The organism is Gordonia sp. (in: high G+C Gram-positive bacteria) (assembly GCF_052106715.1).
Taxonomy (GTDB): domain Bacteria; phylum Actinomycetota; class Actinomycetes; order Mycobacteriales; family Mycobacteriaceae; genus Gordonia.
Genome location: NZ_JBQEDL010000036.1, coordinates 1 through 24129, shown reverse-complemented (window position 1 = coordinate 24129; position 24129 = coordinate 1). Strand labels below are relative to the sequence as shown.

The following is a 24129-nucleotide window of genomic DNA, read 5'->3' as shown; positions in this document are numbered from 1 at the left end:
AAATCATGGTGGACTTCGGGATCACTCCGACACAGGTCGCACAGATCGTGGCCGACTGGCGAGAACTGGGCGACGAGATCGTACGGACCCGACTGCCCGACCCGCCACAGACCTCGACGTCACGCACCGTGGCCGCCGCAGCAATCGCGAGCGCGAAAGCTGCGATGGTGTCGAGCGCTGACGGACTGCGACTCATCGCGCTCGCGGAGGCGCTCGCCAAGTTCACGGCGCTCTCCCAAGAATCCGACCGTGCGTCAGCGGCAGCCATTGGTGACGTGACGCGCGAGGGCGTCCGATGACCAGCGTCGACGACGTCCTCGCTTGGGATCTCGCAGGCCTGCCGACGGTCGCCGCACGCCTCGGGACTCTCACCGAGCGACTCGCGGACGCGAGCCGCTCGTCGGTGACGAGCGCCGACTCCGATCAGGCGTGGCGCGGAGCGACACACGACGCCGCAACGCAACGAGTGCGGGTGGTCGCGGTCTCAATGCGCCGCTCGGCCCAGGCCGCATCGACGGCGACCGACTTCATCCGCGGGAGCACCGCGATTCTCGAGAACGCCCAGTCGACTCTGCGCGCCCGAGTGTCCTCGGCACGCGGCGAAGGCTTCACCGTTCTGCCGGACGGAGCCGTCACCCACCCCGAACCCGAGCGTCGTGCCGACGCTCTGTACCTCACCGGAGCCGTTCAACACCTGCTGCAGACAGCCGCCGACCTCGACCACGCCTTTGCCGAATCGATCTACCAAGCGGCCCTTCGGCTCGACGGATCCGGCGAAGAGGTCGGCCTGCCGAACGGCTCGGTCGGCACTCCGGAGGATGCTGTCGACGCCCTCCGTACGATCGCTCCGTCCCGGCGTCGCTACTACTGGGAGTCGCTGTCGAGAAGCGAGCAGGACAAGCTTATCCAGACCGCTCCCGCTATCGTGGGCAACCTGGACGGTCTGCCGTTCGACGACCGGATCACCGCGAACCGTGTCACGATGCTCGACCAGCTCGAGTCCGTCGAACACGAAGCCGGAACCGACAGTGACGCGGCCAGGCTCCTCCGGTCGATGCTCGCCGACGACCGGACGTTCGTCGCCTACCACCCGGACACCGGACAGTTCGCCGAGTTGGTCGGGGAGATCACCCCCGACGCTCCGGGCGCGGCGATCTTCGTCCCAGGTACCGGAACCGCGGGCGACGACGTCGACGACCTGCACGAACGCGCCACCGCCTTGCACGAGGCGACCGGCGCTCCGATCATCGTGTGGGCCGACGGCGTGTTTCCGCAGACAATCCTGTCAAACCCGCTCCAGAACCGGTTCTCGTCGATGGCGGTCGATCCACGACTGGCCAGCCAGAACGCGCCTCGTCTCACCTCGTTCGCCGCCACACTCGACGACGAGCTCGCGACCGCGGCCCCGGGCGTGGAGACGACCGTCATCGGACACTCCTACGGCGGGACCATCGTCGGGACCGCCGAGCAACTCGGGATGCGGGCCGACCGAATCGTCTACGCGTCCGCCGCGGGCTCGGGCACACTGCCGGGCGTCCCGTGGAACAACCCGGACCCCGACGTTGTCCGCTACTCGCTCACTCCGCCTGGCGATCTGATCCACTACGCGCAGGACCTCGGCGTCATGCTGCACGGAGGCGATACGGACGACGCCGAGGGCGTCGTGCGTCTGGACACCGGATTCCTGTCGCCCGACCAGCACGGCCACCGACAGTTGTTAGAAGGCCCCAGTTCGCATTCGGCGTATCTCGACGATCCCGGATCGGATGCGTTCGGTGCGATCGCGGACGTCATCGTCGGCGACGAGCCCGCACACTACGTCGACCGAGGCCCCGACATGCACCAGATCGACGATGCGAACGGGGTCATCGCCGACGGCGCGTCGGCTGTCGCTCGGATCAGCGGCGGAATGCTGCTCGAAGGGATCGTCGGACCGACCAAGAAGCTGCTGGCTCTCTTCGACTGACATCGCATCGCCAATGCGATCGAGACCTCTCGGGCGCGAGACTGTCGGGGGCTATCGGCACAATAGGTGTCATGTCCCGCTCCCCCGATCGCAGTGTTGTCGCGGCAGCGCTGACCGCGATGACGGTCGGCGGTCTCACGCTGACCGGCTGCGCACTCCCCGGCTCCGATCAGACCGATGTCGCGTGGTCCTCTGTCACCTCCGACGGGCACAACGTCGCCGAGCGGACCTCCACCCCGGCCTCCACGTCCGCAACGACCACGGCGAACGAATCACCAGAATCCGCGGACGCGTTGGACGTCCTCGACACGATTCCGGTGAAGGGCCGCGCACCGAAGACCGGCTACGACCGCGCGCTGTTCGGACAAGCATGGAGCGACGACGTCAACGTAGACGGCGGCCACAACGGTTGCGACACCCGCAACGACATCCTCCGCCGCGACCTCACCGCGCTCACCGTCAAACCGCGCACACACGACTGCGTAATCCTGACCGGCGTGCTCGACGACGCGTACACCGGGAAGTCAATCGCGTTCACGCGCGGTGAACGGACATCGACCGCGGTGCAGATCGACCATGTGGTCGCGCTGTCTGACGCGTGGCAGAAAGGGGCGCAGCAACTGACCGCTGCGGAGCGCGAGTCACTGGCCAACGACCCGCTCAACCTGCAGGCCGTCGACGGCCCGACGAACAATAAGAAGAAGGACGGCGACGCGGCGACCTGGTTGCCACCGAACACGGCGTACCGCTGCACGTACGTCTCGCGCCAGATCGACGTGAAGGCCCGGTACCGACTGTGGGTCACTCAGGCCGAGAAGGACGCTATGACGCGCATCCTCGGCTCGTGCGAGCGCAGCGGTCCTGCCCAGGGCAGGACCCAGACCGCGGAGACCGCCATCGACACACCCGTCCCCCCGGCCACGCCCACGACTCCCGTGCGGCCCGACACTGCGACGACAGAGGGCACCGCCGCGTTGTACAAGAGTTGTGCGGCTGCCCGCGCCGCCGGAGCTGCGCCACTGCACCGTGGCCAGCCCGGATACAGTTCGAGACTCGACGGCGACGATGACGGCGTGGCCTGTGAGTAATGGCGTGCGCGTCGAGGAGTTCCTCGCGACCTGCAGTCGATCGCGTTCAACGTCGGCGCATAGTTGGTGTCGCCGCGGTGCCGGGTCGCATGGGACGTGACCCGGGAACCACTGTCACCCTACGTCGCTGTTATAGTGGACAACGGTTCACTTCGGTGACACCCGGGGCTATGGCGCAGTTGGTAGCGCGACTCGTTCGCATCGAGTAGGTCGGGAGTTCGATTCTCCCTAGCTCCACAGACAGATCTCATATCCATGTGTGGGGTCCCCTGAGTAGGGTCGAGGGACGCGTCGTCTCCTCAACTAAGGGCAGGACCCCATGACTCCGACACAGCTAGCTCGCAAGCCGCTGTTCTACGTATTCTTAGCATCGTTGTTCACGCAGAACGCGGTCGCCTTGCCGTACGTCTACCGTAACGGCTGGCGCTCGACGGCAGACTTCTTCGTCGGCGACGTATGGAAGACGGTGCCGGGCAAGTTCGCGATGGTCGACCTGACGTTTGTCGTGATTGGATTCCACGTATGGGCGCTAAGCGAGGCTCGTCGGCTGGGCATGGTCCGGTGGTGGCTCGCAAGTTTCGCTCTGACGTTCTCGGTTGGAATCGCTACGGGCATCCCGTTCTTCCTCCTTGCCCGCGAGGTCGCGGTCGAGCGGCAGCAGGCCGAGACCGCCATCACCGCCTAGTCGCTGTCGCAGAATGATTCGCTGAGCTGCGTAGAATCCAGACAGACACCTGTTCATATCAGCAACTTGCCGAAGCGGCCTCGGCACTCCAGACGCCTGCTCTACGATCGATCCAGGTATTCGCCAGGGAAGAGCGTTCGCCATGAAGTCGTCAGCGTCCAGAATCACATGGGTTCTCGCGTTGCTCACCGTGGTTCTCCTCATCGCGGTCGCAGTCGTCGTGACGCTGATATTCAACGACCGGCGCAGTTTCAACGACGAAAGCGCCGAACCGACCACGAGCCTGCTGACGGCCACCGCCACTGAGACCTCATCGCCTACCCAGTCGACGGCAACGGTCGATCCTCCCGCCCCAGAGGTGACTACTGACGACGTCGTACCGGAACCCATCGGTTCGACGCCGACCGAAGGCGGATCGTGCCTGGAGACAGAGGCGCGCTCGTTCGCGACGTCCGCCGGCGGTCAGAGCCTGGTCTGCACCTACATGGGCGCCGGTGGCGGATATATGTGGGTCGGCCACGCCGAGAACAACGGCGCCGTGCACAACATCGGGGACCCTTGTGACTCGTCCGTCGACCGTGTGTCGCAAGACCCTTCGGGCAAGGCAATCATGTGTGGTGGCGACACTTGGGTCGGCGGGCCGTGACCGAGCGGCGCCCCGGTCGACGACCAGGTCAAAGCGCTTCCTGCCCGACCCGGATCGTCTGTGCCGCGTACGGTGGAGACCACAGTCGGCAAGAACAAGCAGCGTACCGCTGAAGTCCTGACTGATCGACCGAGGCGTCGTACCTCGGGCAAGGTGGCTGCACCGCATGATCACTCCCACGCCGGTCGACGTCGGGCGGCATCTCTTCCCGACCTTCGCCACAGCGACTCAGTATCACCAGAACCGGCCCGGCCACTTACAGGTCCCCCGATTCATCTTTCACGCGATGGTCACGTCCGACGCCGCCGACTCGGCGCGCTGGAACGTTGTCTTCCACCCGCACGTGGACACGAGCAGCCTCGGGGACGTCGTCGCGTACCGAGTCGAGAAGCAGGTCGACACCTACTCCGTCCAACGCTCCCGACTTCTTCTCCTCGCCGAGGACATCCCGTTCGACGCGACATTCGATCGTTGGGAACTCGCGGTCATCCAGGCGCAGCGCCGTATGACGTCGTCGGACGTCCGCGTCGACGACCGTGCCGCCGGGGGGCCGGGCACCGATCCCGAACGCACCTACCGCAGCAGTGACGGCAGTGAGACGTGGTGGCGGCCGCGCGTGAGTTTCCATCGCGGTGTCCGCATAGAGACGCGGATCAAGACCATGCGGGATACGGAACGGAGGATCACCGCGCAGGACGCAACGATCTCGATCACGGACGGACAGCATCCACGGACGTTCAGCGTGCCGGTAGAGATCCTCGACCAGGTCATCGCCGCGCTCGGCGTCGCTCGAGACGACGCCGAAGCCATCAATCTGAATGCAGGCCGCTGATCCATCGACCGTTGGCTGGCCTTTAACGCCCCAGACTGCGCTCACCGAGCAGCACTCATACGACAAAGAAGAACCGCCCCGCACTCTTTCGAATGCGGGGCGGTTCCTAAGTCTGTGTCAGACCGCGGAGACGTTCATCGCCTGCGGACCCTTGGGGCCCTGCTCGGTTTCGAACTCGACGCGCTGGTTCTCCTCCAGGTTGCGGAATCCGCTGCCTGAGATCGAAGAGTAGTGGACGAAAACGTCCGCACTACCGGAGTCGGGAGCGATAAAGCCGAAGCCCTTTTCGCCGTTGAACCACTTGACGGTTCCTTGTGCCATGCTGTGTTACTGCTTTCTTCAGAGACGCGGGGACAAAATCTGCCCTCCGCACCACTACTATCCCATGAATCTCACAACAATGCGAGTCGCCGGACATATTCGCTGATGACCGTTGCCAATCCCGCCGCGTCGAGCTTCGTGAGACGCCCTCTGGGACGCTGCGTTCGGGTCACTGCTTTTGAGTCACCGTCCCGGGACGGGCTTCGACCCACTCCTTGGCGCGGCCCACTGCGCGGTGCAGCGCGATGCGCTCGCCGACGTAGGTCAGCGGCCCACCGAGAAACGGGATCCATGTGCCCCAGCTGATCACCCGCGGCATCGTCGGCCGCGAGTCCAACGATTTCGACAACTCGTACAGTGTCGTGCCGATCCGCCAGATCCGCTCCACGACGCCCGAGTCCCGATCCTCGGCCGGGCCAGCGAAGCCTTCGGACGACGCATCGCCGTCGACACCTGCGACGAGTTCGGACACATCACGACCGAAGAGGATCTCGGCGAGCATGGCCACGCCGACCGCCCTCGACGTGACACCGTACTCGCGGGTCACGGCACGCAGGATGAGTGCGTGGTCGGCGTAGGCGAGCCAACTACTCAACGGCAGCGCCCGCGACCAGACGCCGAACACGCCGGGGAAAGCAACCGCCGCCGTCGCCACCGACCCGATTCGGTTCACCCACCACGCGGCGCGTTCATCGACGCTCAACTCGTCCCACGACCCGGTCCCCGGCCAGTGCGCCGTCTCGAGCGCCCACGCCGCAGCGCCCGAAGCGCTGCAGTCTTCGTCGCCGCGCTGTTTCAGACTCAGCGGATCGGCGTCGGCGAGTAGTCGCAGGACACCGTCGATCGCGCCGACCGTACCGTTCAAAACGTCGGTCAGCTGGGCGTCAGTGAGAGTCATGGCGCCAGGATACGGGGGTCAGTCGTCGTCGGCGCCGTCGCGCTCGTCGTCGTCGGCTGCGGCGTTCCGTGCTGCCGCGATCTCCAACGCGTTCCGCGCAGTCGCCTCGTCGGGGTAGGGCCCCATCCGGTCGAAGACGCTCGCGGTCTTGCCTTGAGTCACTTCGCCGGTCGAGATCTGGTAGTACCACTCATCTGATTCGCTCATGGCTCCACAATTCCAGATCAGACGGCCGTGCGGTGCTGGTGCTCGGTGTCGTCGAATTCCACGTCGTAACCACGGGCGGCTCCGAAGTCGTACGTGGGCAGGTGGTCGAACGCTGGATCTTCGTCGTCGATCTCGAGAACGACTGCACCGCCCGGTCTGCGCAGTCGTGCGGGCGGAGCGACATACAGTGGCTCGGCCTGCTCGCGTTCGACCCGCGCTTCCTCGGCCTGACGACGGCGCTGCCGCGCAATGCGCTGTGCATGCCTGATGTGCTCGGCACGCACCGCGCGGCGCAAGAACACCAGGTACCCGGCGAAGACGACCACCATCGCGGCCGCCAGGACGTATCCGAGCGGCTGGATGAAGAACGCGGACACGATGGCGACCGCCGTCAGCAGCGTCAGAGCGGCCACGACGCGTCGACGCTCGCGGTACGCCGCTTCCTCACGTTCCTGCACATGCCCGGGTGCCAGTCCCCCGCGACCGCGCAATTCGCGCGGCTTCGGTTTCGGCGCCGCCGTCATCGGATCCTTTGCGGCCCCAGCGTCATCGGCGTCATCGGCGTCGGCGATCGCGGCATCGTGGTCGTCGTCCTCGCCCCCGTCGAGGATCTCGAACTCGCTGTCGGCGTCCTCGTCCAGATCGTCCTCGTACTCGTCTTCGAGATCGTCGTCCTCGTAGCCGTACTCGGCATCCTCGTATTCGTCGTCGAGGTCCTCGTCGACCTCGTCGTGAAGATCGTCGTCGAGGTCGTCTGCGTCGGTGTCACCAGAGCCGAGTGGATCCACTCGGGATGCTTGTGCCTCGTCGAGGTCCACGACTTCGACGTCCACGACGTCGAGCACATCGGTCACCTCGACGGCGCTTTCGACATCGGCGCGCAGAGTGGCCGCCGACTGCTTCGGTTCGTCGTCCTCGACGATCTCCGCTTCGATCTCGACTGGCTCGTCCTCGGAGATGTCGTCTGCGGCAGCCTCGTCCTGCCCCCTCTCGTCCTGCCCCGTCTCATCTTCGGCGGTCTCGGCCTGGACCGTCTCAGGAGCGTCTGCGGTCACCTCGTCGGCATCGACGGTCTCGTCCACGTCGGGTTCGACTGTCTCGTCCGCGGCCTCGGCCTCGGCAACTCTCGCCGCCCGGCGCTCCTCCGCTCGTCTCGCCGCCGCAGCCGCTCGCTCCGCTCTCGCCGCACTCGCTGCCCGACGGGACGCAGCACTGCGACTGCCACCGCGGTGGACGACGCGCGTCTGCGCGGCCGCCTTGGACGATGTGCGCGCGGCCGGTCGCCCGCGCAGCACCATCGGCACCAGGACGAACAACCAGACCACGATGAGGAACACCCACAGCACTGAATTAGGCATGTCGGGCGCCTCCCTTCTCCGAGTCGAGTGACGAGTCTGCAATCAACACCCTAGGGAGGCACAGCCTTTGGATCGGTCAGGCGCGCCGCAGCGACATCGAACTCACAGGTCGGCACCCAGGTCAGGTCGAAGTGGCGCGTCCCGCGCGGATCAGAGCGTCGACCATGCTGGTGTCGACCTCCTCGACCGTGAGCCCGAACAACAGGTGGTCGCGCCACCGCGAGTTGACGTCCATGTAGCGCTTGAGCAGCCCCTCGTCCCGGAACCCGACGCCGCGCAGCACTGCCTGCGACGCACCGTTCTCCGGCTGGACTGTCGCCTCTAGTCGGTGTAGTCCAACCGGGCCGAAGCAGTGGTCGACGGCGAGTGCGACCGCTGCGGAGGCGATTCCGCCACCGGTGCGGTCTTTGTCCACCCAGTAGCCGATCCACGCGCTGCACACCGCTCCGCGCTGGATGTTGCCGATAGTCAACTGCCCGACGTATTCGCCGTCGAGTTCGATCACGAACGGCAGCATCACACCGTGTCTGGCCTCGCGTTTGAGTACCGCGAACAGCGGTCTCCACATGGACGGATGATGTCGGCGGTCCCACTGCCCCGGGCCGGTCGGCTCCCACGGCAGCAGTTCGTTCTGATTACGTATCCGAAGCCGACTCCAGGTGGCGCCGTCCCGCAGCCGCACTGGTCGCAACGTCACCGAGCCGGTAGGCAAACGAACGGGCCCGAGTGTCGCAGGCCATCCCGGAGCAGTCGACGAGTCGACGAGCCACCCGAACACCGACTCAGCCGCGCTCTGCGAGGAACGCGACTTCGACACGGTCCCCGGTGCTCACGTCTTCGACGTCTTCAGGCACCACGATCAGGCAGTTCGCTTCGGCGAGCTCGGCCAACAGGTGTGACGCTCCGCTCTCGGACTCGCCGATCACCTGCACGAGGTAGTCGCCCGATCGCTCGTCGCGCATCAACTGTCCGCGCAGGTAGCCGCGCCTGCCCTCAACGGATGCGATCGGCCCGATCGAGCGGGCGGTGACCGTGCGACGCATCGGCTGACGTTTGCCGAGCGCGATACGGATGAGAGGTCGGACCATCACCTCGAACGTTACGAGCGCGCTGACCGGGTTCGCGGGCAGTAGAAATGTCGGGATCTCGTCGCGGCCGAGTCGGCCAAACCCTTGAACCGAACCGGGGTGCATCCCGACCCGCCCCACCTCGAGGTCGCCGAGATCGGCGATCGCCTCGGTGATCATGCGAGAGGCGACGCCGCCGACAGCTCCGCAGATCACCACGATCTCCGACCGGATCAGCTGAGCCTCCACCACTTCGCGGAGACGGTCGGCGTCACGCTCAGCGATTCCGACCCGATGCACTTCGGCTCCGGCGTCACGCGCGGCAGCGGCCAGCGCATAGGTATTGACGTCGAACACCTGGCCGGGACCGGGATCACGGTCGATGTCCACGAGCTCGCTGCCGACCGCGATGACGGCGACGCGTGGGCGCGGGTGGACGAGCACACGTGCGCGTCCGACGGCCGCAAGGAGCCCGACCTGGGCGGAACCGATCACGGTTCCCGCCCGGACCGCGACGTCGCCGGGTTGGACGTCGTCGCCGATGCGTCGGACGTAGTCGCCACTGTCCACGTCGTGTCCGATCATCACGCGGTCGCCGCCGCCGTCGGTCCACCGGTGTGGGACCACGGCATCCGCGAGCGTCGGAAGGGGCGCTCCCGTCTCCACGCGCACGGCCTGGCCCGGCTGCAGGCGGGTAGGAGTCCGCGACCCCGGAGTCACGTCGCCAACCACCGGCAGATGCACGACGAGACGATCGGTGTCGGCGAGGACGGATACGTCGACCGAATGATCGGCGAGCCCCGAGGTGTCTTCCGGCGCCAGCGCTCCGGCGAGTGCGACGTCGACGGCACGTACCGCGTACCCGTCGATCGCCGCCTGGTCGAATCCGGGTAGCGGGTCAGTCGTGACGACTTCCTCAGCGCACATCAGACCCTGCGCCTCCGAGATCGCGACCTGGATCGGTCGGGGGGCCACCACTGACGCAGTCACGAGGCTCAGATGATCCTCGACCGATCGCATCGTCTCTCCTACTCGTGGGCTCAAGTTCCTGAAGGATAAAGGTCCGTCCCGCTCGCGTCGGGCAGGCGCGCGCGGAAATCAGTCAGGAGACGCCGAGTCGCTCGACAAGCCAGCGTCGCAGTTCCGGACCGTAGTCGTCGCGGTCGAGCGCGAAATCGACGGCCGCCTTGAGGTAGCCGCCCGGATTTCCGAGATCGTGCCGGGTGCCGGAGTGCACGACGACGTGCACGGGTTCGCCCTTCTCGATGAGCAGGGCGATCGCATCGGTGATCTGCAACTCGCCGCCTGCCCCGGGTTCGATCTCACGCAGCGCGTCGAAGATCTTCCGGTCCAGGATGTATCGGCCCGCCGCCGCGAGGTTCGACGGTGCGAGATGCGCGGGCGGCTTCTCGACCATTCCGCGCACCCGCTTCACGTCGGTCACCGCCGGGTCGATATCGACCACGTCGAACACGCCGTACGCGCTGATCGTCTCGTCAGGGACCTCGATCGCGCAGAGGACGCTGCCCCCGAACCGCGCGCGGGCAGCGGCCATTGCGCCGAGCGTTCCGCCGGGCAGCACGAGGTCGTCGGGAAGCAGCACCGCGATCGCGTCCTCGTCGTCGGCGAGATCGGCTTCGACACACCCGATCGCGTGTCCCAGCCCCAACGGCTTGTCCTGGACGACCGAGGCCACTTGGAGAAGCGACGGCGCGTTGCGAACCTTGGCGAGCATCGCCTCTTTCCCGCGGGAGGCCAGCGTGTGCTCGAGGACGAGGTCTTCGACGAAGTGCGCCACGACGCCGTCTTTACCGGGCGAAGTGACAATGAGCAGCCGCTCGGCACCCGCCGACTTCGCCTCCTCGGCCACCAACTCGATGCCGGGGGTGTCGACGACCGGAAGGAGTTCTTTGGGGACCGTCTTGGTCGCCGGCAGGAATCGAGTTCCCAAACCTGCCGCGGGCACCACCGCGGTACGCGGGATGCAGGGGAAGGCCCCGGCGTCGGCTCTGGTCACGTGCTCAGACATGACCGTCAGTCTACGGTCGAACTCTGGCAGGATCGTCAGCACTCGCTTCGCACCGCCTGAAAGGACCCGCCATGGTCTCCGAGACGCCGTCCTACCGGTCGAAGCACGACCTGCGGCGCGATGTACTCGCCGCGCGAGCTTCAATGTCTCCGTTCGTCCTCGCACAGGTCAACGCCGAGCTCGCCGAGTGGCTGTATCGGCTGCCAGTGGACGTCGAGGACGGCGACGTGGTTGCGGCGTACGTCGCAACCGGATCCGAACCCGGCAGCATCGCGATGCTCGACGTCCTGGTCGACCGCGGGCTGACCGTGCTCCTGCCGATCGTCCCGGAAGGCGCGCCGTCGCGCTTGCAGTGGAGTGAGTATCGCGGCGAGATAGAACTGGAGCCCCGCCGATGGGGCCTACTGGAGCCGATCGGCCGACGCCTGGACCCAGACGCCGTACACGGGGCGAAGCTGATTCTGGTGCCGGCGCTGGCCGCGGACCACAGCGGGGCGCGCCTCGGCCGTGGCGCGGGCTACTACGACCGGACTCTCGCGCCCACCGCCGCCCCCGTCGCCGCGGTGGTACATGACGCCGAGTTCGTGGACTACGACATCCCACAAGGAGAAATGGACGTCCCGGTGGGTTGGGTACTCACGCCCGGCAGCGGATTCACGGCCGTCGGCCGCTGACGGCCACTGGCGTCAGGCGCTCGCCGCGCTCGACGAGCTCGAATCGGACGAGGTGCCGGACGACGAACTGCTGGAGGAATCCGAGCTGGAAGTCGACGATTCAGACGACTTGGCGGGAACGGACCCGTTGGAACGCGAGTCGGTCCGGTAGAAGCCGCTGCCCTTGAAAACCACTCCGACCGAGTTGAAGAGCTTGCGGAGCTTGCCGCCGCATTCGGGGCACACGGTCAGGGAATCGTCCGAGAACGACTGCACGATGTCGAACTTGTTGTCGCACACGGTGCACGCATAGCTGTAGGTGGGCACTGCAAACCTCCGGTAGTCAGATGCTCCATTGTAAACGTCGATTGGCACTCAGTCATTCCGAGTGCCAATAGGCTGTCATCCCGCGCGCGGTCTAGCGACGCGGGGCGTCGCGGGGCGTCGGCCGTCAGATCACCCGATTGTCCTGGTCAGGCAGCCCGTCGCGGTTCTCGTCCGACGATCGGACACGGCGAGCGTCTCGGCGAAGCATCGCCGCGCCGAGGACTGCCGCAGCCAGTGATCCGATCAGGATGCCGATCTTCGCCGCGGGCTGATGATCGGGAGACAGACCCGAGTCCGGCGGGAACGAGAGTTCGGCGATCAGCAACGCCACGGTGAAGCCGATACCCGTGAGAAGGCCTACCGGAAGCAGGTCGCGGATTCCGATCGCGTCGGGCAGACGCAACGGGGTCGACCTCGTCACGATCCAGGCCGTGGCCATCACCCCGACGACCTTCCCCACCACCAGGGCAAAGAAGACGCCGACACTGACGGGTTGCACGATATGCCCCGACCCGACGACGGTGACCCCGGCGGATGCGAAGGCGAACAGCGGCAGACACAGCGCGGTCGAATACGGCGTCATCCGCTCACCGAACCGCTCGGTCCGGGGGTGCGCCTCCTCAGCCCGCGCAACGGCGGGCACGGTGAATCCGAGCAGCACGCCTGCCACCGTGGCGTGGACCCCGGAGGCGTGGACGAAGCCCCACGCGAGGACCGCGAGCGGCACGAGAATCCACCACCGAGCACGCCGCGCTCGAACGGCTGCGCCGAACACGACGACGCACAGCAGACCCGCTCCGAGCATGACCGCGTCGATGCTGTCGGTGTAGACCGTCGCGATGACGATGATGCCCAGCAGGTCGTCGACGACGGCCAACGTCATAAGGAACACCCGGAGTGCGACCGGGAGCCCTCGCCCGAATACGGCGAGGACACCGAGCGCGAACGCGATGTCGGTGGCGGTCGGCGTCGCCCACCCGCGCAGCGCCTCGGGTTCGAGACTGCCGACGATCGCCACGTAGACGAGGGCAGGGACGACCATTCCACCGACCGCAGCGGCAATCGGAACGCCTGCACTCCGCGGGTTGCGCAGATCGCCTACCACGAACTCCTGCTTGAGCTCGACGCCGACGACGAAGAAGAAGACGGCGAGGAGCCCGTCGGCCGCCCAGTGCGCCAAAGACAGGTCCAGACCAAGAGACTCCGGCCCCACGACGACGGACAGCAGGTCGTGGTACGAGTCGCGCCACGGCGAATTCGCCCAGCCGAGTGCGACGACAGCAGCAATCATCAGTAGGACGCCGCCAGTCGTGTCGGCACGGATCCACGCCCGCACCCGATCCATCAACGACAGCGTCTGCGCGTCGGATTCGTCCACATCAACCAGTCTCCCAGACAGCACATCTGTGGAGAAACTGCGTCGAGCGGCCCTTCTATCCACATTCTCCGATACAAGGTATTAATCAGTTCCTTTACCGCAGTACATTCCGACCATGAAGCGCGCCGCCGACCGGAACTTGAATCCGACGATCCTCGATCGGATTCGCCGAATCTACGCCCCGGGCTGGTTTCGATCAGTGCTCATTCGACGGGTGCTCGCAATCTCGTTGATCGTTTCAGCGGTGGTATTGACCGCCGCCCAACAGAACGGTCCACCGTCGTCGACCGCACTTGTCGCGATTCGCGATCTCCGCCCGGGAGACACCCTCGTCGCCGATGACGTCCGCGTCACCGAGGTGCCCGACCATCTGTCGCCGCGCGATCAGGTCACTGCGCACGACATCGTCGGGCGTCGCGTCACCGGCCTTGTCGAAGAAGGCGAAATCATCGCCCGCCACCGGCTTCTCGACTCGCAGCTGCCCGCCGTCCTCATCGGACGAGCAGACGCACGACTGGTTCCAGTCCGCCCCGCCGACGACGCCCTCGCCGCCTTCGTCCGCGCGGGCGACCTTGTAGATCTGTTGTCGCAGGACGCGCGGATCCTCGCTCGCAATGCGGTCGTCGCGATGACTCCGGACAGTGACCGAGCGGCGTCGACCGAGGCCGGAGCCGTGCTCGTAGCCATGGACGAGGAGGACGCACATCGAGTCGCGGCAGCCGGATTACGTGATCCGATCACATTCGTCATGCATTAAAAGTCGTGAAACTCGTCGAATGTTGCCGAGAAATCCCTTCACCGGTCCATTAGACTTGTGCTCGTCACGGCACCGAAACGAAGGAGAGCCGCGTGCTCAAAGGATTCAAAGACTTCCTCATGCGCGGGAACGTCGTCGAATTGGCCACAGCGGTCATCATCGGCGCCGCATTCACCGCAGTAGTCACCGCATTCACCGACAAGATCGTCTCCCCGCTGATCGCGGCCATTCCAGTCAACACAGATTTCGCCGGCTTCGGTTTCGCGATCACCAAGACCGACCAGGGCACACCGGACCCGGCAACCTTCCTGGATTTCGGCGCCGTCATCACCGCACTGATCAACTTCGTGATCGTCGCTGCGGTGGTCTACTTCTTGATCATCGTGCCGTACAACAAACTGTCTGAACTCCGGACCATCGAGGAGGAAGCAGAAGACGACAGCGAGATCTCACTGCTGGTCGAAATCCGCGACCTGCTCGACCCGGGCGCCAAGGACCGCAAGGCCGCAGACGCGGACAAGAAGAATCGCGCCGACGCCGAGGCCGCACGATCCGCCGAGTCCCGCTTCGATCCGCCGCAGAGCGGACCGCAGGCGCAGGTTCCTGCCGAGAACTACCCGTCGGCCGGTTCGACACAGCAGATGGGGGTCCCACCCCAGGGCGCCTCGACGCAGGGTTCTCCGGCACAGGGTTCTCCGACGCAGGGGCAGCAGTACCCGGCGGGTCCGCCGAGCGGCGGATTCCCCACCCCGAATCCGGCTCCGGGCGAGTACCCGCCCCCGGGCAACCTGCCCCCCGGCCAATACGCGCCGGGACAGTACCCGCCGCCTGCACCGGGCCAGTACCCGCCCGCAGGCGGTCAGTACCCGCAGGATCCGGGCTTCGGGCCGGAAGGTCCGCGCCACTCGCGCTGACTGAGCTCATCACCCGCGCCGCGAAGGCCCCGTTCACCTGCGGTAGATAGGGGCCATAGCTCGCGTCCAGGGCAAGTAATGTCTACATCGTTACGTTCGCGGCAATTCAGGAGTTTCGACATGATCACGGCCTCACTGGCTCACACAGCGCCACAGGACACATTGTCTGTGGCGATGAAGAAGGGCTCTGCAGTCGAGCACGACCGGGCCGAGGGCTCGTCGTTCATGTCAGCGCTGCTCGACGGACGGATGGACGCCGACGGCTACGTCGCATATCTACAGCGGCTACGGCTCGTATATGACGCACTCGAATCGACCGCGACCACTCTCTCCGACGACCCGATTGCGGTGCCGTTCATCGACTCGGCTTTGAACCGGCTCGCGACCATCGACGCCGACCTCGCTCACTGGGCGCCCGCAGGCGCCCCGGAACTCTCTTCGCCCGCTGCGATCGCATACGCCGAACGGATCACCGACTCCGCAAGGTGGGGCGGAGCGTTCGTCGCTCACCACTACACCCGCTATCTCGGTGATCTGTCGGGCGGCCAGGCCATCGGCCGTATCCTCGACCGCACATTCGATCTAGGCGGCGAAGGCATCGCGTTCTACGCTTTCGACGAGATCGGCAAGGTCAAGCCATACAAAGACCGATACCGCGACCGGCTGGACACCATCGGCGAGGCGATGAGCAGCGACGACCGAGACCGACTCGTCGACGAGGTCCGATTCGCGTTCAACTGCAATCAGGCGCTGTTCGCCGAACTCAGTGAACTGCATCCCGGACTCTAGCTCGAAGGAGGCTCCGGCTCCGGCGTGATGTCGGCCCGGGGGATCATTCGTAGTGCGGTGGACGGTTCTGGTCGTACCAGTCACGCCCGCGACTGTCTGCGCTCGACTCCCCCGGCTCGACGACCTGCTCAGGCAGATCGTCGCCGAACACTGTGTCGAGTCGGCGCTTGCGTTCCCAGTCCGACTCCTTCTGCGATCCTCGTCCGGGCCGATCGAAGTCGGATCCCCGATCGGGGTCAGATGTCACTGATGTGACCGATCACGTGGTGCGCCAACGGGATCAGAGTGGCCATGCCGTCACGCACGGCAGCCCGCGAATCGGCGATGTTCACGACAACCGTCTGACCCGAGATCCCTGCGACACCGCGGGAGAGGCCGCCGTCTGTGGCGCCCGCCGACAGACCCGAGCTGCGGATTGCTTCCTCGATGCCCTGCAGACGACGGTCCAACAGCGGTTCGGTGGCTTCGGGCGCCACGTCGCGAGCAGAGACGCCCACGCCGCCGACGGACACCACGAGGTCGACTCCGCCGATCACCGCAGTGTTCAACGCGTTGCGGATCTCGATCTCGTCGCCGGGCACCGCTACCGTGGCGTCCACGTGGAATCCGGCCTCTTCGAGGAGTTCACCGATGAGCGGGCCGAGCAGACTCGGAGCCTCACCGAGTGCCGCACGATCGTCGACGACCACGACGAGCGATCGGACGATCTCGCCAACCGCTGGCGTCGGGACGTCCGGCGAATTCAGGCGAGCTGCGGCATCGGCGGCCCGCTCGTCGGGGTCCACGGGGGCGTTGGTCATCGTCGGCCTCTCTGCAGTCGTTGTCTGTAGTCATCGTAGGCTGACGCCGTCGAGCTGTCGTCACACGATTCGACTTGCCTACGAATCGAATCGCGATGTGCAGTACTCGCCGCGTCCGAAGATCACGTCACATGGTGCCGAGCGTGACATCCGCAGTCTTGGTCTGGTTGTTCACCGTGTAGGTCATCTTCACCGTATCGCCCGGAGCGTGGGAGCGGACAGCCGCGACCAGCGCATTGGCCGTGGCGATCTTGCGGCTGTTGATTCCGGTGATGAGTGCACCGTCCGGGATTCCGGCCTTAGCGGCAGGCCCGTTGCGTACGACGCTCGCGACGAGAGCGCCCGGCTCCTCCAGATCGGTGTTCGGCCGGACTGAGACACCCAGGTTGGCCTGTGTGGCCTTTCCGCTGTCCCGAAGTTCCTTCGCCACGCGCATCGCCTGGTCGATGGGTATCGAGAACCCGAGGCCGATGCTGCCCGACTCGCCTTCAGCTCCTCCGGTCGTCGCGATCGCAGTGTTGATGCCGATCAGCGCACCGCTCGAGTTGATCAGCGCGCCACCGGAGTTGCCCGGGTTGATCGCGGCGTCGGTCTGGATCGCGTCGATCACCGACTCCGTCGATCCGTCGGCGCCCGACGCCGACACCGGTCGGTTGAGGGCGGAGATGATGCCGGTGGTGACCGTCCCTTCCAAGCCGAGCGGCGAACCGATCGCGATCACGTTCTGGCCAACGCTCAAATTGTTCGACGCCCCGATCGTGACCGGGGTCAGCCCCGTCTTGTCAGCCTTGATGACGGCGATGTCGGACACCGGGTCGGTGCCGAGGACCTTGGCCGGGGCACGACTGCCGTCGTTGAAGCTGACCAGGACCTGATCCGCGCCCTGAACGACGTGGTTGTTGGTCAGAATCACACCGTCGCTCGCGAGGATGACACCCGACCCGGAACCGACCTGGCGGCCCGACGCCACGGTGATCGAGACTACGGACGGCAGGACGCGGTTGGCGACGTCCTGCACCGATCCCGGAGCCGCCGCGGGCTGTGAGGTCTCGGTTGGTCCGGTTGCGACCGACGCACTCGTCGACGACGATCCGCCGTCGCGGTCGGCGACGAGTGCTCCGACGCCGCCGCCGATACCACCCGCGAGCACTGCGACCACGACAGCGCCGAGCAGGAGCTTCTTGCCGTTGCCTACGCGCTTGTCGTCGTCGGCGGGAGCGGGCGGGCCCGCGGGGCCGAATGGCCCGAACTGCCCGGTCGGGCCGTCGGCGGGCTGCTGACCGAACGGTGCGGGACCACCGCCGTACGGCGTGGTCGGCGGCTGGTTGGGCGGCGGCTGGTTGGGCGGCGGCACCGCAGCGAAGCCACCGGTGCCGGGTCCGGGCACCGGCTGGCCGTACGGGTCGAACTGTTGCGGAGCCTGCCCGTCGGCCGGCTGGCCGCCAGGCGCGTATGGGTTGTGCCCGTACGGGTTCGGCGAGGCGGGTCGTTGCCCTCCGAAATCGTCGTTGCCCTGCGGGGTGTCGCGATATGCGCCGTCATTCATGAAAACGAGCGTATTCCACGTCCCTGTGAAGTTGGTCAAAGCCCGCTGGGAATTCGCTCCCCGAATGCTTCGGGGCGCCGTCGGGTCAGCGGCGCACGACAACCGGGTCGGGTTCGGTGTGATTCGGCGCGCCGGGGATCTGCATTCGGATCAGCGCGCCGCCCTCCTCGGACGCTTCGGCCCACACCGAACCTCCGAGGCGGGTCAGCACCTGTCGGACGATCGCCAATCCGAGTCCTGAACCGGGCATCGACCTGGTCGCATCCGCTCGGTAGAAGCGTTCGAAGACGAGAGCGCGATCCTCGACCGGAATGCCCGGGCCCGCGTCTGCCACGGACAACTCCGCCGTCGCAGGACCCGACTGGGCCAGCCGCACGGTGACGACCCGACCGGGCGGGCTCCATTTGGCCGCGTTGTCGAGCACGTTCAGTACGGCGCGCGAGATTCCGTGCTCCTCGCCGAATACGAACCACGGAACTGTCTGCACGTGGAAGTCGATGTCGGCGCGTCGCCTCCGGACGCGTTCCAATGCATCCTGCAGCACCGACTCGAGAGAGACCTCTTCGTGCACGGTGTCGAGCGCGTCCTCGCGCGCCAGGTCGACGAGGTCGCCGACGAGCGTCGAGAGCTCTTCGATCTGCGCGACGACGTCCGACCGCAACTCGATCATGTCGGCTGCCGGTATCTGTGGCGCTCCGGGCTCCGAGGAGGCAATCAGCAACTCGAGGTTGGTCCGCAACGAGGTCAGTGGCGTCTTCAGCTCGTGGCCGGCGTCGGCGACCAGTCGGGCCTGTTGATCCCGCGATTCGGCGAGCGCCCGCAACATCGTGTTGAAACTCGCGGTGAGGCGTGCGAGCTCGTCCTGGCCGGTCACCGGTATCGGCGTCAGATCCTGGGTGCGCGCGACGCGCTCGACCGCTCCGGTGAGGCGGCCGACCGGTCGCAACCCGCCGCGAGCGACTGCGGTGCCTGCGAGCAGCGCGAATGCGACGCCGACCCCACCGGCGATGAACAGCACCGACGCCAGACGTTTGAGGACCGCGTCGGTGCTCTCCATCGACTGCGCCATCATCAAGGTGCTGCCGTCGGAGAGCTTGCGGGCGAGCACTCGATGATTGTCCGTCGTCCGCAGACTCTGGTTCAGCTTGCCCTGCGGGTTCACCGACTCCATGATGTTGCGCTCGGTGTCGCCGTACGGCACGTCGCCGACCATGTACACGTGGCCGTCCGGTTCGATGAGTCCGATCGAGATCGACGTGGAGAACACGGTGCCCGCGAGAAGTGCCTCCGGACCGCTGGAGAGCCGCCCGAGCTTCGATAACGCCGTCATTCCATCGGCGCGGGCCACCAGTTGCGAATCGACGTCGTCGTACAGCGACCGCTGAACGACGAAGAACGACGCTCCGGCCATCAGCATCGCGGACAACAGCACCACCGCTGCGGCCAGGAGCGCCACCCGATTGCGCAGCGACACCGACCGAGTCAGCGCGATCGGCGCACGCATCGGGCGGTTGCCGCCGGGGTCACGGCGCAGAAGACGCATGAACGAACTCAGGCGTTCTCTCGCAGCACGTAGCCGACACCGCGCACGGTGTGGATCAGGCGCGGCTCGTCCTCTGCCTCGGTCTTGCGACGCAGGTATCCGATGTACACCTCAAGGGCGTTGCCCGACGTCGGGAAGTCGTACCCCCACACCTCTTCGAGAATCCGGCTGCGGGTGAGGACCCGCTTCGGGTTCGCCATCAGCATCTCCATCAGCGCGAACTCGGTTCGCGTCAGGCTGATCTGACGTTCGCCACGCGTGACCTCGCGGGTCACCGGGTCGAGCGTGAGGTCAGAGAACGAGACCGCCTCGGAGCCTTCCTCCTCCTCGCGTGCGGTACGACGCAGCAACGACCGCAGACGAGCCAACAGTTCCTCGAGGGCGAACGGCTTCGGCAGGTAGTCGTCCGCTCCCGCATCGAGCCCGCTGACACGCTCGGATACCGAGTCGCGAGCTGTCAGCACGAGGATCGGGAGGTCGTCGCCCGCCGAACGCAGCCTGCGGCACACTTCGAGCCCGTCCAGACGCGGCATCATCACGTCCAGGACCAGGAGGTCGGGCCGATCGGCGATCACCTTCTCGAGTGCTTCGAGGCCGTCACCCGCGGTGTCGACCGTGTACCCGTTGAATGTCAGCGACCGACGAAGGGACTCGCGAACTGCCCGGTCGTCGTCGACCACGAGAATACGCATGCCTACAGTTTTACTGACCGAAGTTCAGATGCGGCTGAGAACGCGCCGTCATCGTCGAGCGCGCACTGCCTCAGCCACCATTTCGGTGATCTCGGTGAACTTGATCCGCGGCCTGCCTGCCGCCCGTCCACGGGCGCGTTCGGCACGGTCGATGGCGGCGACGCCCGCGTAGTCGATCGGCGTCGTCCGGCTGGACACCAGTGCCGCGAACTCGTCCGCCGAACGCGCGGTCCGGTTCAACCGGCGCGCCGCCGCATCCTCGATGAAAGCCTCCACGGCACCGATCGCATGAGCCTTGTTGGCGCCAATACCGCCGCGCGCTCCCCTCGCCGCCCAGCCGATCACGTATTGCCCGGGGATCGGTGTGCCGTCGGCATCGAGAATGCGGCCGCCATCGTTCGGGATCGTGCACGTCTCGTCATCGAACGGGAGACCGGCGATCTCGACGCCACGGTAGCCGACCGACCGTACGGCCAGGTCGGTCGCGATCGTGTGCGGATCGCTTCCCGTGACGACGTCGACACTGCCGACGCGACCGGACTCGTCCGGAACCAGTCCGGCCACCTCGGTGGAGAACAGGACTACGACGCGGCGTCGGCTCGGGTCCGCAGGCCGGTCGAGTCGCAGGTCACGCGCCTGTTCAGGACTGTCGCAGACAATCACCTCAATGCCGGGGATCCCCTCGAGCGCACGGAACTCGGCGGGCGTATAGGCGGCGTGCTCGGGTCCGCGGCGACCGAGGAGGACCACCTCATGGACGTTCTGCCTCTGCAGCAAGTCGAGTGCGCGGTCGGCGATGTCGGTCGCCGCCAATGCCTGCGGCGAGGACACGAGGATTCGCGCGACGTCGAGCGCGACGTTCCCGGTACCCACGATCACCGCGCGCGAACACCCGTCGATGCGGATGTCGCCGACGGCGCCCGGCACTGCGTTGTACCAGGCGACGAGGTCGGTCGCGGACGTGGAACCGGGCAGATCCTCGCCGGGCACACCCAACTTCTTAGACGCGGGCGCACCGACCGCATAGAAGACGGCATCGAAGTTCTGAGCCAGCTCGCCGGGGGTCAGTGCGGACGGCCCGTCGCCTACGTCGACGCCGCCGACCATCGTCGTGCGCGGATGTCGATACAGGAGGTCGAACGTCTTGAGCACTCCCTTCGTGCCTGGGTGATCCGGTGCGACACCGGCGCGGACCAGGCCGCCCGGCGTCGGGAGTCGGTCGATCATCGTGACTTTCGCATCGGTGCGGCCGATCAGCGTCTGCAGGGCATAGCCGCCCGAGGGCCCGGTGCCGACGACTGCCACTCGCAGCCCCGGGTCGAGCCGCGGGATCTCGGGATAGACCACATCCGACCAACCCGACGAGATGTCCGGATTATCGCGGTAGTACGAGGCGTTGACCTCGATGAACACCTGATCGCGCGCGCCCAGACGATCGGCCGGGTAGATCGCGTCCACCGGGCACGCATCCGCGCACGCGCCACAGTCGATGCATGCGACGGGATCGACGTGAAGGATGTCCGACGTCCCGAACCCACGTTCCTCGGGGGTCGGATGAATGCAGTTGACGGGGCAGACCGCGACGCAGGCCGCATCGCTGCAACAGGATTGCGTGATGACGTGAACCATGATGCTCAGATCATGTGGACGCGACGATAGTTCCTGCGCGCGGCGGGCGTCAGTAGCCCGACGTCGTCGAGGAACTCCATCAGATGCGTGCAGTTGCTTCGCACCATCGCGTGGAAGTGCTTGTTGGTGCGTCGTTCGGCGAGGGCGCGCTCGGCATCGAGTCCGGCATTAGCGTATGCCTCCGGCTGCACCAGATTCGACACGATCTCCAGCGCGCCGAGGGAGGTGTAGAACGCGCAGAACTTGCGTTTCGCAGGCGACATCCCGGCCACCGATTCGCGAACCTGCTCGCGTGCGTACTTCATGTGACGGGACTCTTCGAGCACATGGATCTCATTGATGGTGCGGATGAACGGCAGCACCCGCTCGTCTCGCATGCAGCCGCGCTGGAACACGTCGAGGACCTCTTCGGCGACGAGAATGCCCGCGTACGAGACTGCGCCCCGCGCCGTGTGCTGGAAGATCCTGCCCAACACGCCGATCCCGCGACCCGGCCGGTACGACGTGCCGACCATCTTCTCCGAGGCCTTCGCGAACATGATCGAGTGCCTGCACTCGTCGGCGATCTCGGTGAGCGCAAACTGGAACTCCGGCCGGTGGTACGAGCCGAGGTACTGATCGCGCAAGAGGAGTTCCTGCAGGATCATCTCGAACCAGATCCCGATATTCATGATCGACGCGAACTCATGGCGAGTGAGCGCGACGCGTTGCGCATCGGTCAGTTCGTCCCAGTAGTCGGTGCCGTACAGCGTCGACCATTCGGGACTGCACCCGTAGTGGTCGGGGTCCATCGGCTGTGACCAGTCGATTTCGGTCATAGCGTTACGGGACAGTCGTGCGGCGGATGCGAGTAAACGATCGGACACCTCGTCGGCTCCGCGGTCGGGGGTACTCGTCGTCGGTGTCTCGATGGCGGTCATCGTAAAGCCTCCATTGACGGATGTGACAATTTCTATTGTCACGCTAGCACTCACGCGGACGACTTCATAGGGTCTAGTAACATTACCCGCGAGTAATTACGATCTGCGGGTAGATATCGCAGGTCAATCACCTGATCACTCGAAAGAGGGAGCATCCATGTCGTCGATCTTCATCAGTGGTGGCGCAGCAGGCATCGGCCTGGCCACGGCGAAACTGTTCCGGAAGCAAGGTTGGACCGTCGGCATCTACGACGTGAGCGTCGAGGCCCTCGCCGCGGCGAAGTCTGCCGACCCCGAACTCATCACCGGCGTTCTCGACGTGCGGGACGCCGAGCAATGGGACGTCGCCCTCGCCGACTTCACCGCGCACACCGGCGGACAACTCGACGTCCTCGACAACAATGCGGGCATCCTCCTGTCCGGAAAGGTCGCCGACATCTCGCCCGAGGCGATCAAAGCGCAGATCGACATCGACGCGCTCGGCGTCACCCTCGGCGCCCGCGCCGCTCACCCCTACCTCAAAGCCACGCCCGGATCGCACCTGGTGAACATCGCGTCCGCGTCGGCGATCTACGGTCAGCCCGGCATCGCAACGTACAGCGCGACCAAGTTCTACGTCGCAGGCCTCACCGAGGCTCTCGAACTCGAATGGCAGGACGACGACATCCGCGCCGTCTCCATCTGGCCGCTCTGGGCCAAGACAGCACTCGCCGCCGACACCGACGCCAAGAGCACCCAGACTCTCGGCGTCCGGCTCACCGCCGACGACGTCGCCGCGAAGGTGTGGGAGTCGGTTCACCCGACCGCGGTCGACAGAATGATCCGTCGCACGAGCTACTCCGTCGGTGTCCAGACCACAGTCCTCGGCAACGCCGCCAAGTTCATCCCGAACGTCCTCAACCGCGGCGTCAACAAGTTCCTCGCGCAATAGCAGCCACACCGGTCGAGCGAAGTCGAGACCCACGTTGATCGAGCGGAGTCGAGACCCACGTTGATCGAGCGGAGTCGAGACCCACGTTGATCGAGCGGAGTCGAGACCCACGTTGATCGAGCGGAGTCGAGACCCACGTTGATCGAGCGGAGT

The 24129-nt window shown here is 66.1% G+C and carries 27 protein-coding genes and 1 tRNA gene; 12 read left to right on the top strand and 16 right to left on the bottom strand.

Annotated features, from left to right (window positions below; genetic code table 11):
* Nucleotides 1-5 precede the first annotated feature (5 nt).
* The 7 genes from ACTIMF_RS15820 (at nucleotide 6) to ACTIMF_RS15790 (ending at nucleotide 5217) form a co-directional block, all read left to right on the top strand.
* Entirely contained in the window at nucleotides 6-299 is a 294-nt protein-coding gene (locus ACTIMF_RS15820; RefSeq protein WP_442351241.1) for a hypothetical protein, read from the top strand.
* Nucleotides 296-1966 (top strand): alpha/beta hydrolase, encoded by a 1671-nt coding sequence (locus ACTIMF_RS15815; RefSeq protein ID WP_442351240.1) that lies wholly within the window; start codon nucleotides 296-298, stop codon nucleotides 1964-1966. Before ACTIMF_RS15820 ends, ACTIMF_RS15815 begins: the two co-directional genes overlap by 4 nt.
* Before the next feature lie 71 nt (nucleotides 1967-2037).
* The gene (locus ACTIMF_RS15810; RefSeq protein WP_442351239.1) at nucleotides 2038-3054 is read left to right on the top strand and encodes a GmrSD restriction endonuclease domain-containing protein; all 1017 of its coding nucleotides are present in this window, start codon (nucleotides 2038-2040) and stop codon (nucleotides 3052-3054) included.
* Between the two features lie 164 nt (nucleotides 3055-3218).
* Nucleotides 3219-3291, top strand: a tRNA-Ala gene (locus ACTIMF_RS15805).
* An 82-nt stretch (nucleotides 3292-3373) separates the two neighbouring features.
* Nucleotides 3374-3739, top strand: coding sequence for a DUF2834 domain-containing protein (locus tag ACTIMF_RS15800; protein WP_442351238.1), 366 nt, complete (start codon nucleotides 3374-3376; stop codon nucleotides 3737-3739).
* Between the two features lie 142 nt (nucleotides 3740-3881).
* Entirely contained in the window at nucleotides 3882-4385 is a 504-nt protein-coding gene (locus ACTIMF_RS15795; protein WP_442351237.1) for a hypothetical protein, read from the top strand.
* Between the two features lie 166 nt (nucleotides 4386-4551).
* Entirely contained in the window at nucleotides 4552-5217 is a 666-nt protein-coding gene (locus ACTIMF_RS15790; RefSeq protein WP_442351236.1) for a hypothetical protein, read from the top strand.
* Between the two features lie 117 nt (nucleotides 5218-5334).
* On the opposite strand, the gene ACTIMF_RS15785 is transcribed toward ACTIMF_RS15790, so the two are convergent.
* The 7 genes from ACTIMF_RS15785 to ACTIMF_RS15755 form a co-directional block, all read right to left on the bottom strand.
* On the bottom strand, nucleotides 5335-5538 hold the full coding sequence (locus tag ACTIMF_RS15785; protein WP_442351235.1) for a cold-shock protein: 204 nt from the start codon (nucleotides 5536-5538) through the stop codon (nucleotides 5335-5337).
* Nucleotides 5539-5707: 169 nt separating this feature from the next.
* Nucleotides 5708-6436, bottom strand: a complete 729-nt coding sequence (locus ACTIMF_RS15780) for a hypothetical protein (protein ID WP_442351234.1) — start codon at nucleotides 6434-6436, stop codon at nucleotides 5708-5710.
* Between the two features lie 18 nt (nucleotides 6437-6454).
* On the bottom strand, nucleotides 6455-6643 hold the full coding sequence (locus tag ACTIMF_RS15775) for a hypothetical protein (protein ID WP_442351233.1): 189 nt from the start codon (nucleotides 6641-6643) through the stop codon (nucleotides 6455-6457).
* A 17-nt stretch (nucleotides 6644-6660) separates the two neighbouring features.
* Nucleotides 6661-8001: a divisome protein SepX/GlpR gene (gene sepX / locus ACTIMF_RS15770; protein ID WP_442351232.1), complete on the bottom strand. Its 1341-nt coding sequence runs from the start codon at nucleotides 7999-8001 to the stop codon at nucleotides 6661-6663.
* A gap of 121 nt (nucleotides 8002-8122) precedes the next feature.
* On the bottom strand, nucleotides 8123-8779 hold the full coding sequence (locus ACTIMF_RS15765; RefSeq protein ID WP_442351251.1) for a GNAT family N-acetyltransferase: 657 nt from the start codon (nucleotides 8777-8779) through the stop codon (nucleotides 8123-8125).
* Between the two features lie 4 nt (nucleotides 8780-8783).
* A complete protein-coding gene (gene glp, locus ACTIMF_RS15760; RefSeq protein WP_442351231.1) occupies nucleotides 8784-10088 on the bottom strand; it encodes a molybdotransferase-like divisome protein Glp in 1305 nt (434 codons plus the stop codon).
* An 82-nt stretch (nucleotides 10089-10170) separates the two neighbouring features.
* Nucleotides 10171-11097: a UTP--glucose-1-phosphate uridylyltransferase gene (locus ACTIMF_RS15755; RefSeq protein ID WP_442351230.1), complete on the bottom strand. Its 927-nt coding sequence runs from the start codon at nucleotides 11095-11097 to the stop codon at nucleotides 10171-10173.
* A gap of 71 nt (nucleotides 11098-11168) precedes the next feature.
* On the opposite strand from ACTIMF_RS15755, the gene ACTIMF_RS15750 reads away from it, so the two are divergent.
* On the top strand, nucleotides 11169-11771 hold the full coding sequence (locus ACTIMF_RS15750) for a 5-formyltetrahydrofolate cyclo-ligase (protein WP_442351229.1): 603 nt from the start codon (nucleotides 11169-11171) through the stop codon (nucleotides 11769-11771).
* Nucleotides 11772-11783: 12 nt separating this feature from the next.
* On the opposite strand, the gene ACTIMF_RS15745 is transcribed toward ACTIMF_RS15750, so the two are convergent.
* Together ACTIMF_RS15745 and nhaA are read right to left on the bottom strand one after the other, a co-directional pair.
* Nucleotides 11784-12077: an FmdB family zinc ribbon protein gene (locus ACTIMF_RS15745; protein ID WP_442351228.1), complete on the bottom strand. Its 294-nt coding sequence runs from the start codon at nucleotides 12075-12077 to the stop codon at nucleotides 11784-11786.
* A 124-nt stretch (nucleotides 12078-12201) separates the two neighbouring features.
* Nucleotides 12202-13422 (bottom strand): Na+/H+ antiporter NhaA, encoded by a 1221-nt coding sequence (nhaA, locus tag ACTIMF_RS15740; protein ID WP_442351250.1) that lies wholly within the window; start codon nucleotides 13420-13422, stop codon nucleotides 12202-12204.
* A 148-nt stretch (nucleotides 13423-13570) separates the two neighbouring features.
* On the opposite strand from nhaA, the gene ACTIMF_RS15735 reads away from it, so the two are divergent.
* The 3 genes from ACTIMF_RS15735 (at nucleotide 13571) to ACTIMF_RS15725 (ending at nucleotide 15915) form a co-directional block, all read left to right on the top strand.
* Nucleotides 13571-14212 (top strand): SAF domain-containing protein, encoded by a 642-nt coding sequence (locus ACTIMF_RS15735; protein WP_442351227.1) that lies wholly within the window; start codon nucleotides 13571-13573, stop codon nucleotides 14210-14212.
* A gap of 92 nt (nucleotides 14213-14304) precedes the next feature.
* Nucleotides 14305-15126, top strand: coding sequence for a large conductance mechanosensitive channel protein MscL (mscL, locus tag ACTIMF_RS15730; RefSeq protein ID WP_442351226.1), 822 nt, complete (start codon nucleotides 14305-14307; stop codon nucleotides 15124-15126).
* Nucleotides 15127-15246: 120 nt separating this feature from the next.
* Nucleotides 15247-15915 carry a heme oxygenase (biliverdin-producing) gene (locus tag ACTIMF_RS15725; protein WP_442351225.1) on the top strand — a complete coding sequence of 223 codons (669 nt, stop codon included), beginning with the start codon at nucleotides 15247-15249 and terminating at the stop codon, nucleotides 15913-15915.
* A 43-nt stretch (nucleotides 15916-15958) separates the two neighbouring features.
* On the opposite strand, the gene ACTIMF_RS15720 is transcribed toward ACTIMF_RS15725, so the two are convergent.
* From ACTIMF_RS15720 to ACTIMF_RS15690, 7 genes are all read right to left on the bottom strand, one after another.
* The gene (locus tag ACTIMF_RS15720; RefSeq protein ID WP_442351224.1) at nucleotides 15959-16162 is read right to left on the bottom strand and encodes a hypothetical protein; all 204 of its coding nucleotides are present in this window, start codon (nucleotides 16160-16162) and stop codon (nucleotides 15959-15961) included.
* Complete coding sequence (locus ACTIMF_RS15715) at nucleotides 16152-16715, bottom strand: MogA/MoaB family molybdenum cofactor biosynthesis protein (protein WP_442351223.1); 564 nt, start codon at nucleotides 16713-16715, stop codon at nucleotides 16152-16154. The genes ACTIMF_RS15720 and ACTIMF_RS15715 overlap by 11 nt, the downstream gene beginning before the upstream one ends.
* A 127-nt stretch (nucleotides 16716-16842) precedes the next feature.
* Nucleotides 16843-18261 carry a S1C family serine protease gene (locus ACTIMF_RS15710; protein WP_442351222.1) on the bottom strand — a complete coding sequence of 473 codons (1419 nt, stop codon included), beginning with the start codon at nucleotides 18259-18261 and terminating at the stop codon, nucleotides 16843-16845.
* A gap of 85 nt (nucleotides 18262-18346) precedes the next feature.
* Nucleotides 18347-19765 carry an ATP-binding protein gene (locus tag ACTIMF_RS15705; RefSeq protein ID WP_442351249.1) on the bottom strand — a complete coding sequence of 473 codons (1419 nt, stop codon included), beginning with the start codon at nucleotides 19763-19765 and terminating at the stop codon, nucleotides 18347-18349.
* Nucleotides 19766-19812: 47 nt separating this feature from the next.
* Nucleotides 19813-20496, bottom strand: coding sequence for a response regulator transcription factor (locus ACTIMF_RS15700; RefSeq protein WP_442351221.1), 684 nt, complete (start codon nucleotides 20494-20496; stop codon nucleotides 19813-19815).
* Between the two features lie 48 nt (nucleotides 20497-20544).
* A complete protein-coding gene (locus tag ACTIMF_RS15695; protein ID WP_442351220.1) occupies nucleotides 20545-22125 on the bottom strand; it encodes an FAD-dependent oxidoreductase in 1581 nt (526 codons plus the stop codon).
* A 5-nt stretch (nucleotides 22126-22130) separates the two neighbouring features.
* Complete coding sequence (locus tag ACTIMF_RS15690) at nucleotides 22131-23045, bottom strand: AurF N-oxygenase family protein (protein WP_442351219.1); 915 nt, start codon at nucleotides 23043-23045, stop codon at nucleotides 22131-22133.
* A gap of 157 nt (nucleotides 23046-23202) precedes the next feature.
* On the opposite strand from ACTIMF_RS15690, the gene ACTIMF_RS15685 reads away from it, so the two are divergent.
* Nucleotides 23203-23976, top strand: coding sequence for an SDR family oxidoreductase (locus ACTIMF_RS15685; protein WP_442351218.1), 774 nt, complete (start codon nucleotides 23203-23205; stop codon nucleotides 23974-23976).
* The last annotated feature ends 153 nt before the right edge of the window (nucleotides 23977-24129 follow it).

What these genes read in the sequence shown, in the direction of transcription:
- ACTIMF_RS15820 (WP_442351241.1), top strand. Translation starts at nt 6, where the DNA reads ATGGTGGACTTCGGGATCACTCCGACACAGGTCGCACAGATCGTGGCC.
- ACTIMF_RS15815 (WP_442351240.1), top strand. Translation starts at nt 296, where the DNA reads ATGACCAGCGTCGACGACGTCCTCGCTTGGGATCTCGCAGGCCTGCCG.
- ACTIMF_RS15810 (WP_442351239.1), top strand. Translation starts at nt 2,038, where the DNA reads ATGTCCCGCTCCCCCGATCGCAGTGTTGTCGCGGCAGCGCTGACCGCG.
- ACTIMF_RS15800 (WP_442351238.1), top strand. Translation starts at nt 3,374, where the DNA reads ATGACTCCGACACAGCTAGCTCGCAAGCCGCTGTTCTACGTATTCTTA.
- ACTIMF_RS15795 (WP_442351237.1), top strand. Translation starts at nt 3,882, where the DNA reads ATGAAGTCGTCAGCGTCCAGAATCACATGGGTTCTCGCGTTGCTCACC.
- ACTIMF_RS15790 (WP_442351236.1), top strand. Translation starts at nt 4,552, where the DNA reads ATGATCACTCCCACGCCGGTCGACGTCGGGCGGCATCTCTTCCCGACC.
- ACTIMF_RS15785 (WP_442351235.1), bottom strand. Translation starts at nt 5,538, where the DNA reads ATGGCACAAGGAACCGTCAAGTGGTTCAACGGCGAAAAGGGCTTCGGC.
- ACTIMF_RS15780 (WP_442351234.1), bottom strand. Translation starts at nt 6,436, where the DNA reads ATGACTCTCACTGACGCCCAGCTGACCGACGTTTTGAACGGTACGGTC.
- ACTIMF_RS15775 (WP_442351233.1), bottom strand. Translation starts at nt 6,643, where the DNA reads ATGAGCGAATCAGATGAGTGGTACTACCAGATCTCGACCGGCGAAGTG.
- sepX (WP_442351232.1), bottom strand. Translation starts at nt 8,001, where the DNA reads ATGCCTAATTCAGTGCTGTGGGTGTTCCTCATCGTGGTCTGGTTGTTC.
- glp (WP_442351231.1), bottom strand. Translation starts at nt 10,088, where the DNA reads ATGCGATCGGTCGAGGATCATCTGAGCCTCGTGACTGCGTCAGTGGTG.
- ACTIMF_RS15755 (WP_442351230.1), bottom strand. Translation starts at nt 11,097, where the DNA reads ATGTCTGAGCACGTGACCAGAGCCGACGCCGGGGCCTTCCCCTGCATC.
- ACTIMF_RS15750 (WP_442351229.1), top strand. Translation starts at nt 11,169, where the DNA reads ATGGTCTCCGAGACGCCGTCCTACCGGTCGAAGCACGACCTGCGGCGC.
- nhaA (WP_442351250.1), bottom strand. Translation starts at nt 13,422, where the DNA reads ATGGATCGGGTGCGGGCGTGGATCCGTGCCGACACGACTGGCGGCGTC.
- ACTIMF_RS15735 (WP_442351227.1), top strand. Translation starts at nt 13,571, where the DNA reads ATGAAGCGCGCCGCCGACCGGAACTTGAATCCGACGATCCTCGATCGG.
- ACTIMF_RS15725 (WP_442351225.1), top strand. Translation starts at nt 15,247, where the DNA reads ATGATCACGGCCTCACTGGCTCACACAGCGCCACAGGACACATTGTCT.
- ACTIMF_RS15715 (WP_442351223.1), bottom strand. Translation starts at nt 16,715, where the DNA reads ATGACCAACGCCCCCGTGGACCCCGACGAGCGGGCCGCCGATGCCGCA.
- ACTIMF_RS15710 (WP_442351222.1), bottom strand. Translation starts at nt 18,261, where the DNA reads ATGAATGACGGCGCATATCGCGACACCCCGCAGGGCAACGACGATTTC.
- ACTIMF_RS15705 (WP_442351249.1), bottom strand. Translation starts at nt 19,765, where the DNA reads ATGCGTGCGCCGATCGCGCTGACTCGGTCGGTGTCGCTGCGCAATCGG.
- ACTIMF_RS15700 (WP_442351221.1), bottom strand. Translation starts at nt 20,496, where the DNA reads ATGCGTATTCTCGTGGTCGACGACGACCGGGCAGTTCGCGAGTCCCTT.
- ACTIMF_RS15695 (WP_442351220.1), bottom strand. Translation starts at nt 22,125, where the DNA reads ATGGTTCACGTCATCACGCAATCCTGTTGCAGCGATGCGGCCTGCGTC.
- ACTIMF_RS15690 (WP_442351219.1), bottom strand. Translation starts at nt 23,045, where the DNA reads ATGACCGCCATCGAGACACCGACGACGAGTACCCCCGACCGCGGAGCC.
- ACTIMF_RS15685 (WP_442351218.1), top strand. Translation starts at nt 23,203, where the DNA reads ATGTCGTCGATCTTCATCAGTGGTGGCGCAGCAGGCATCGGCCTGGCC.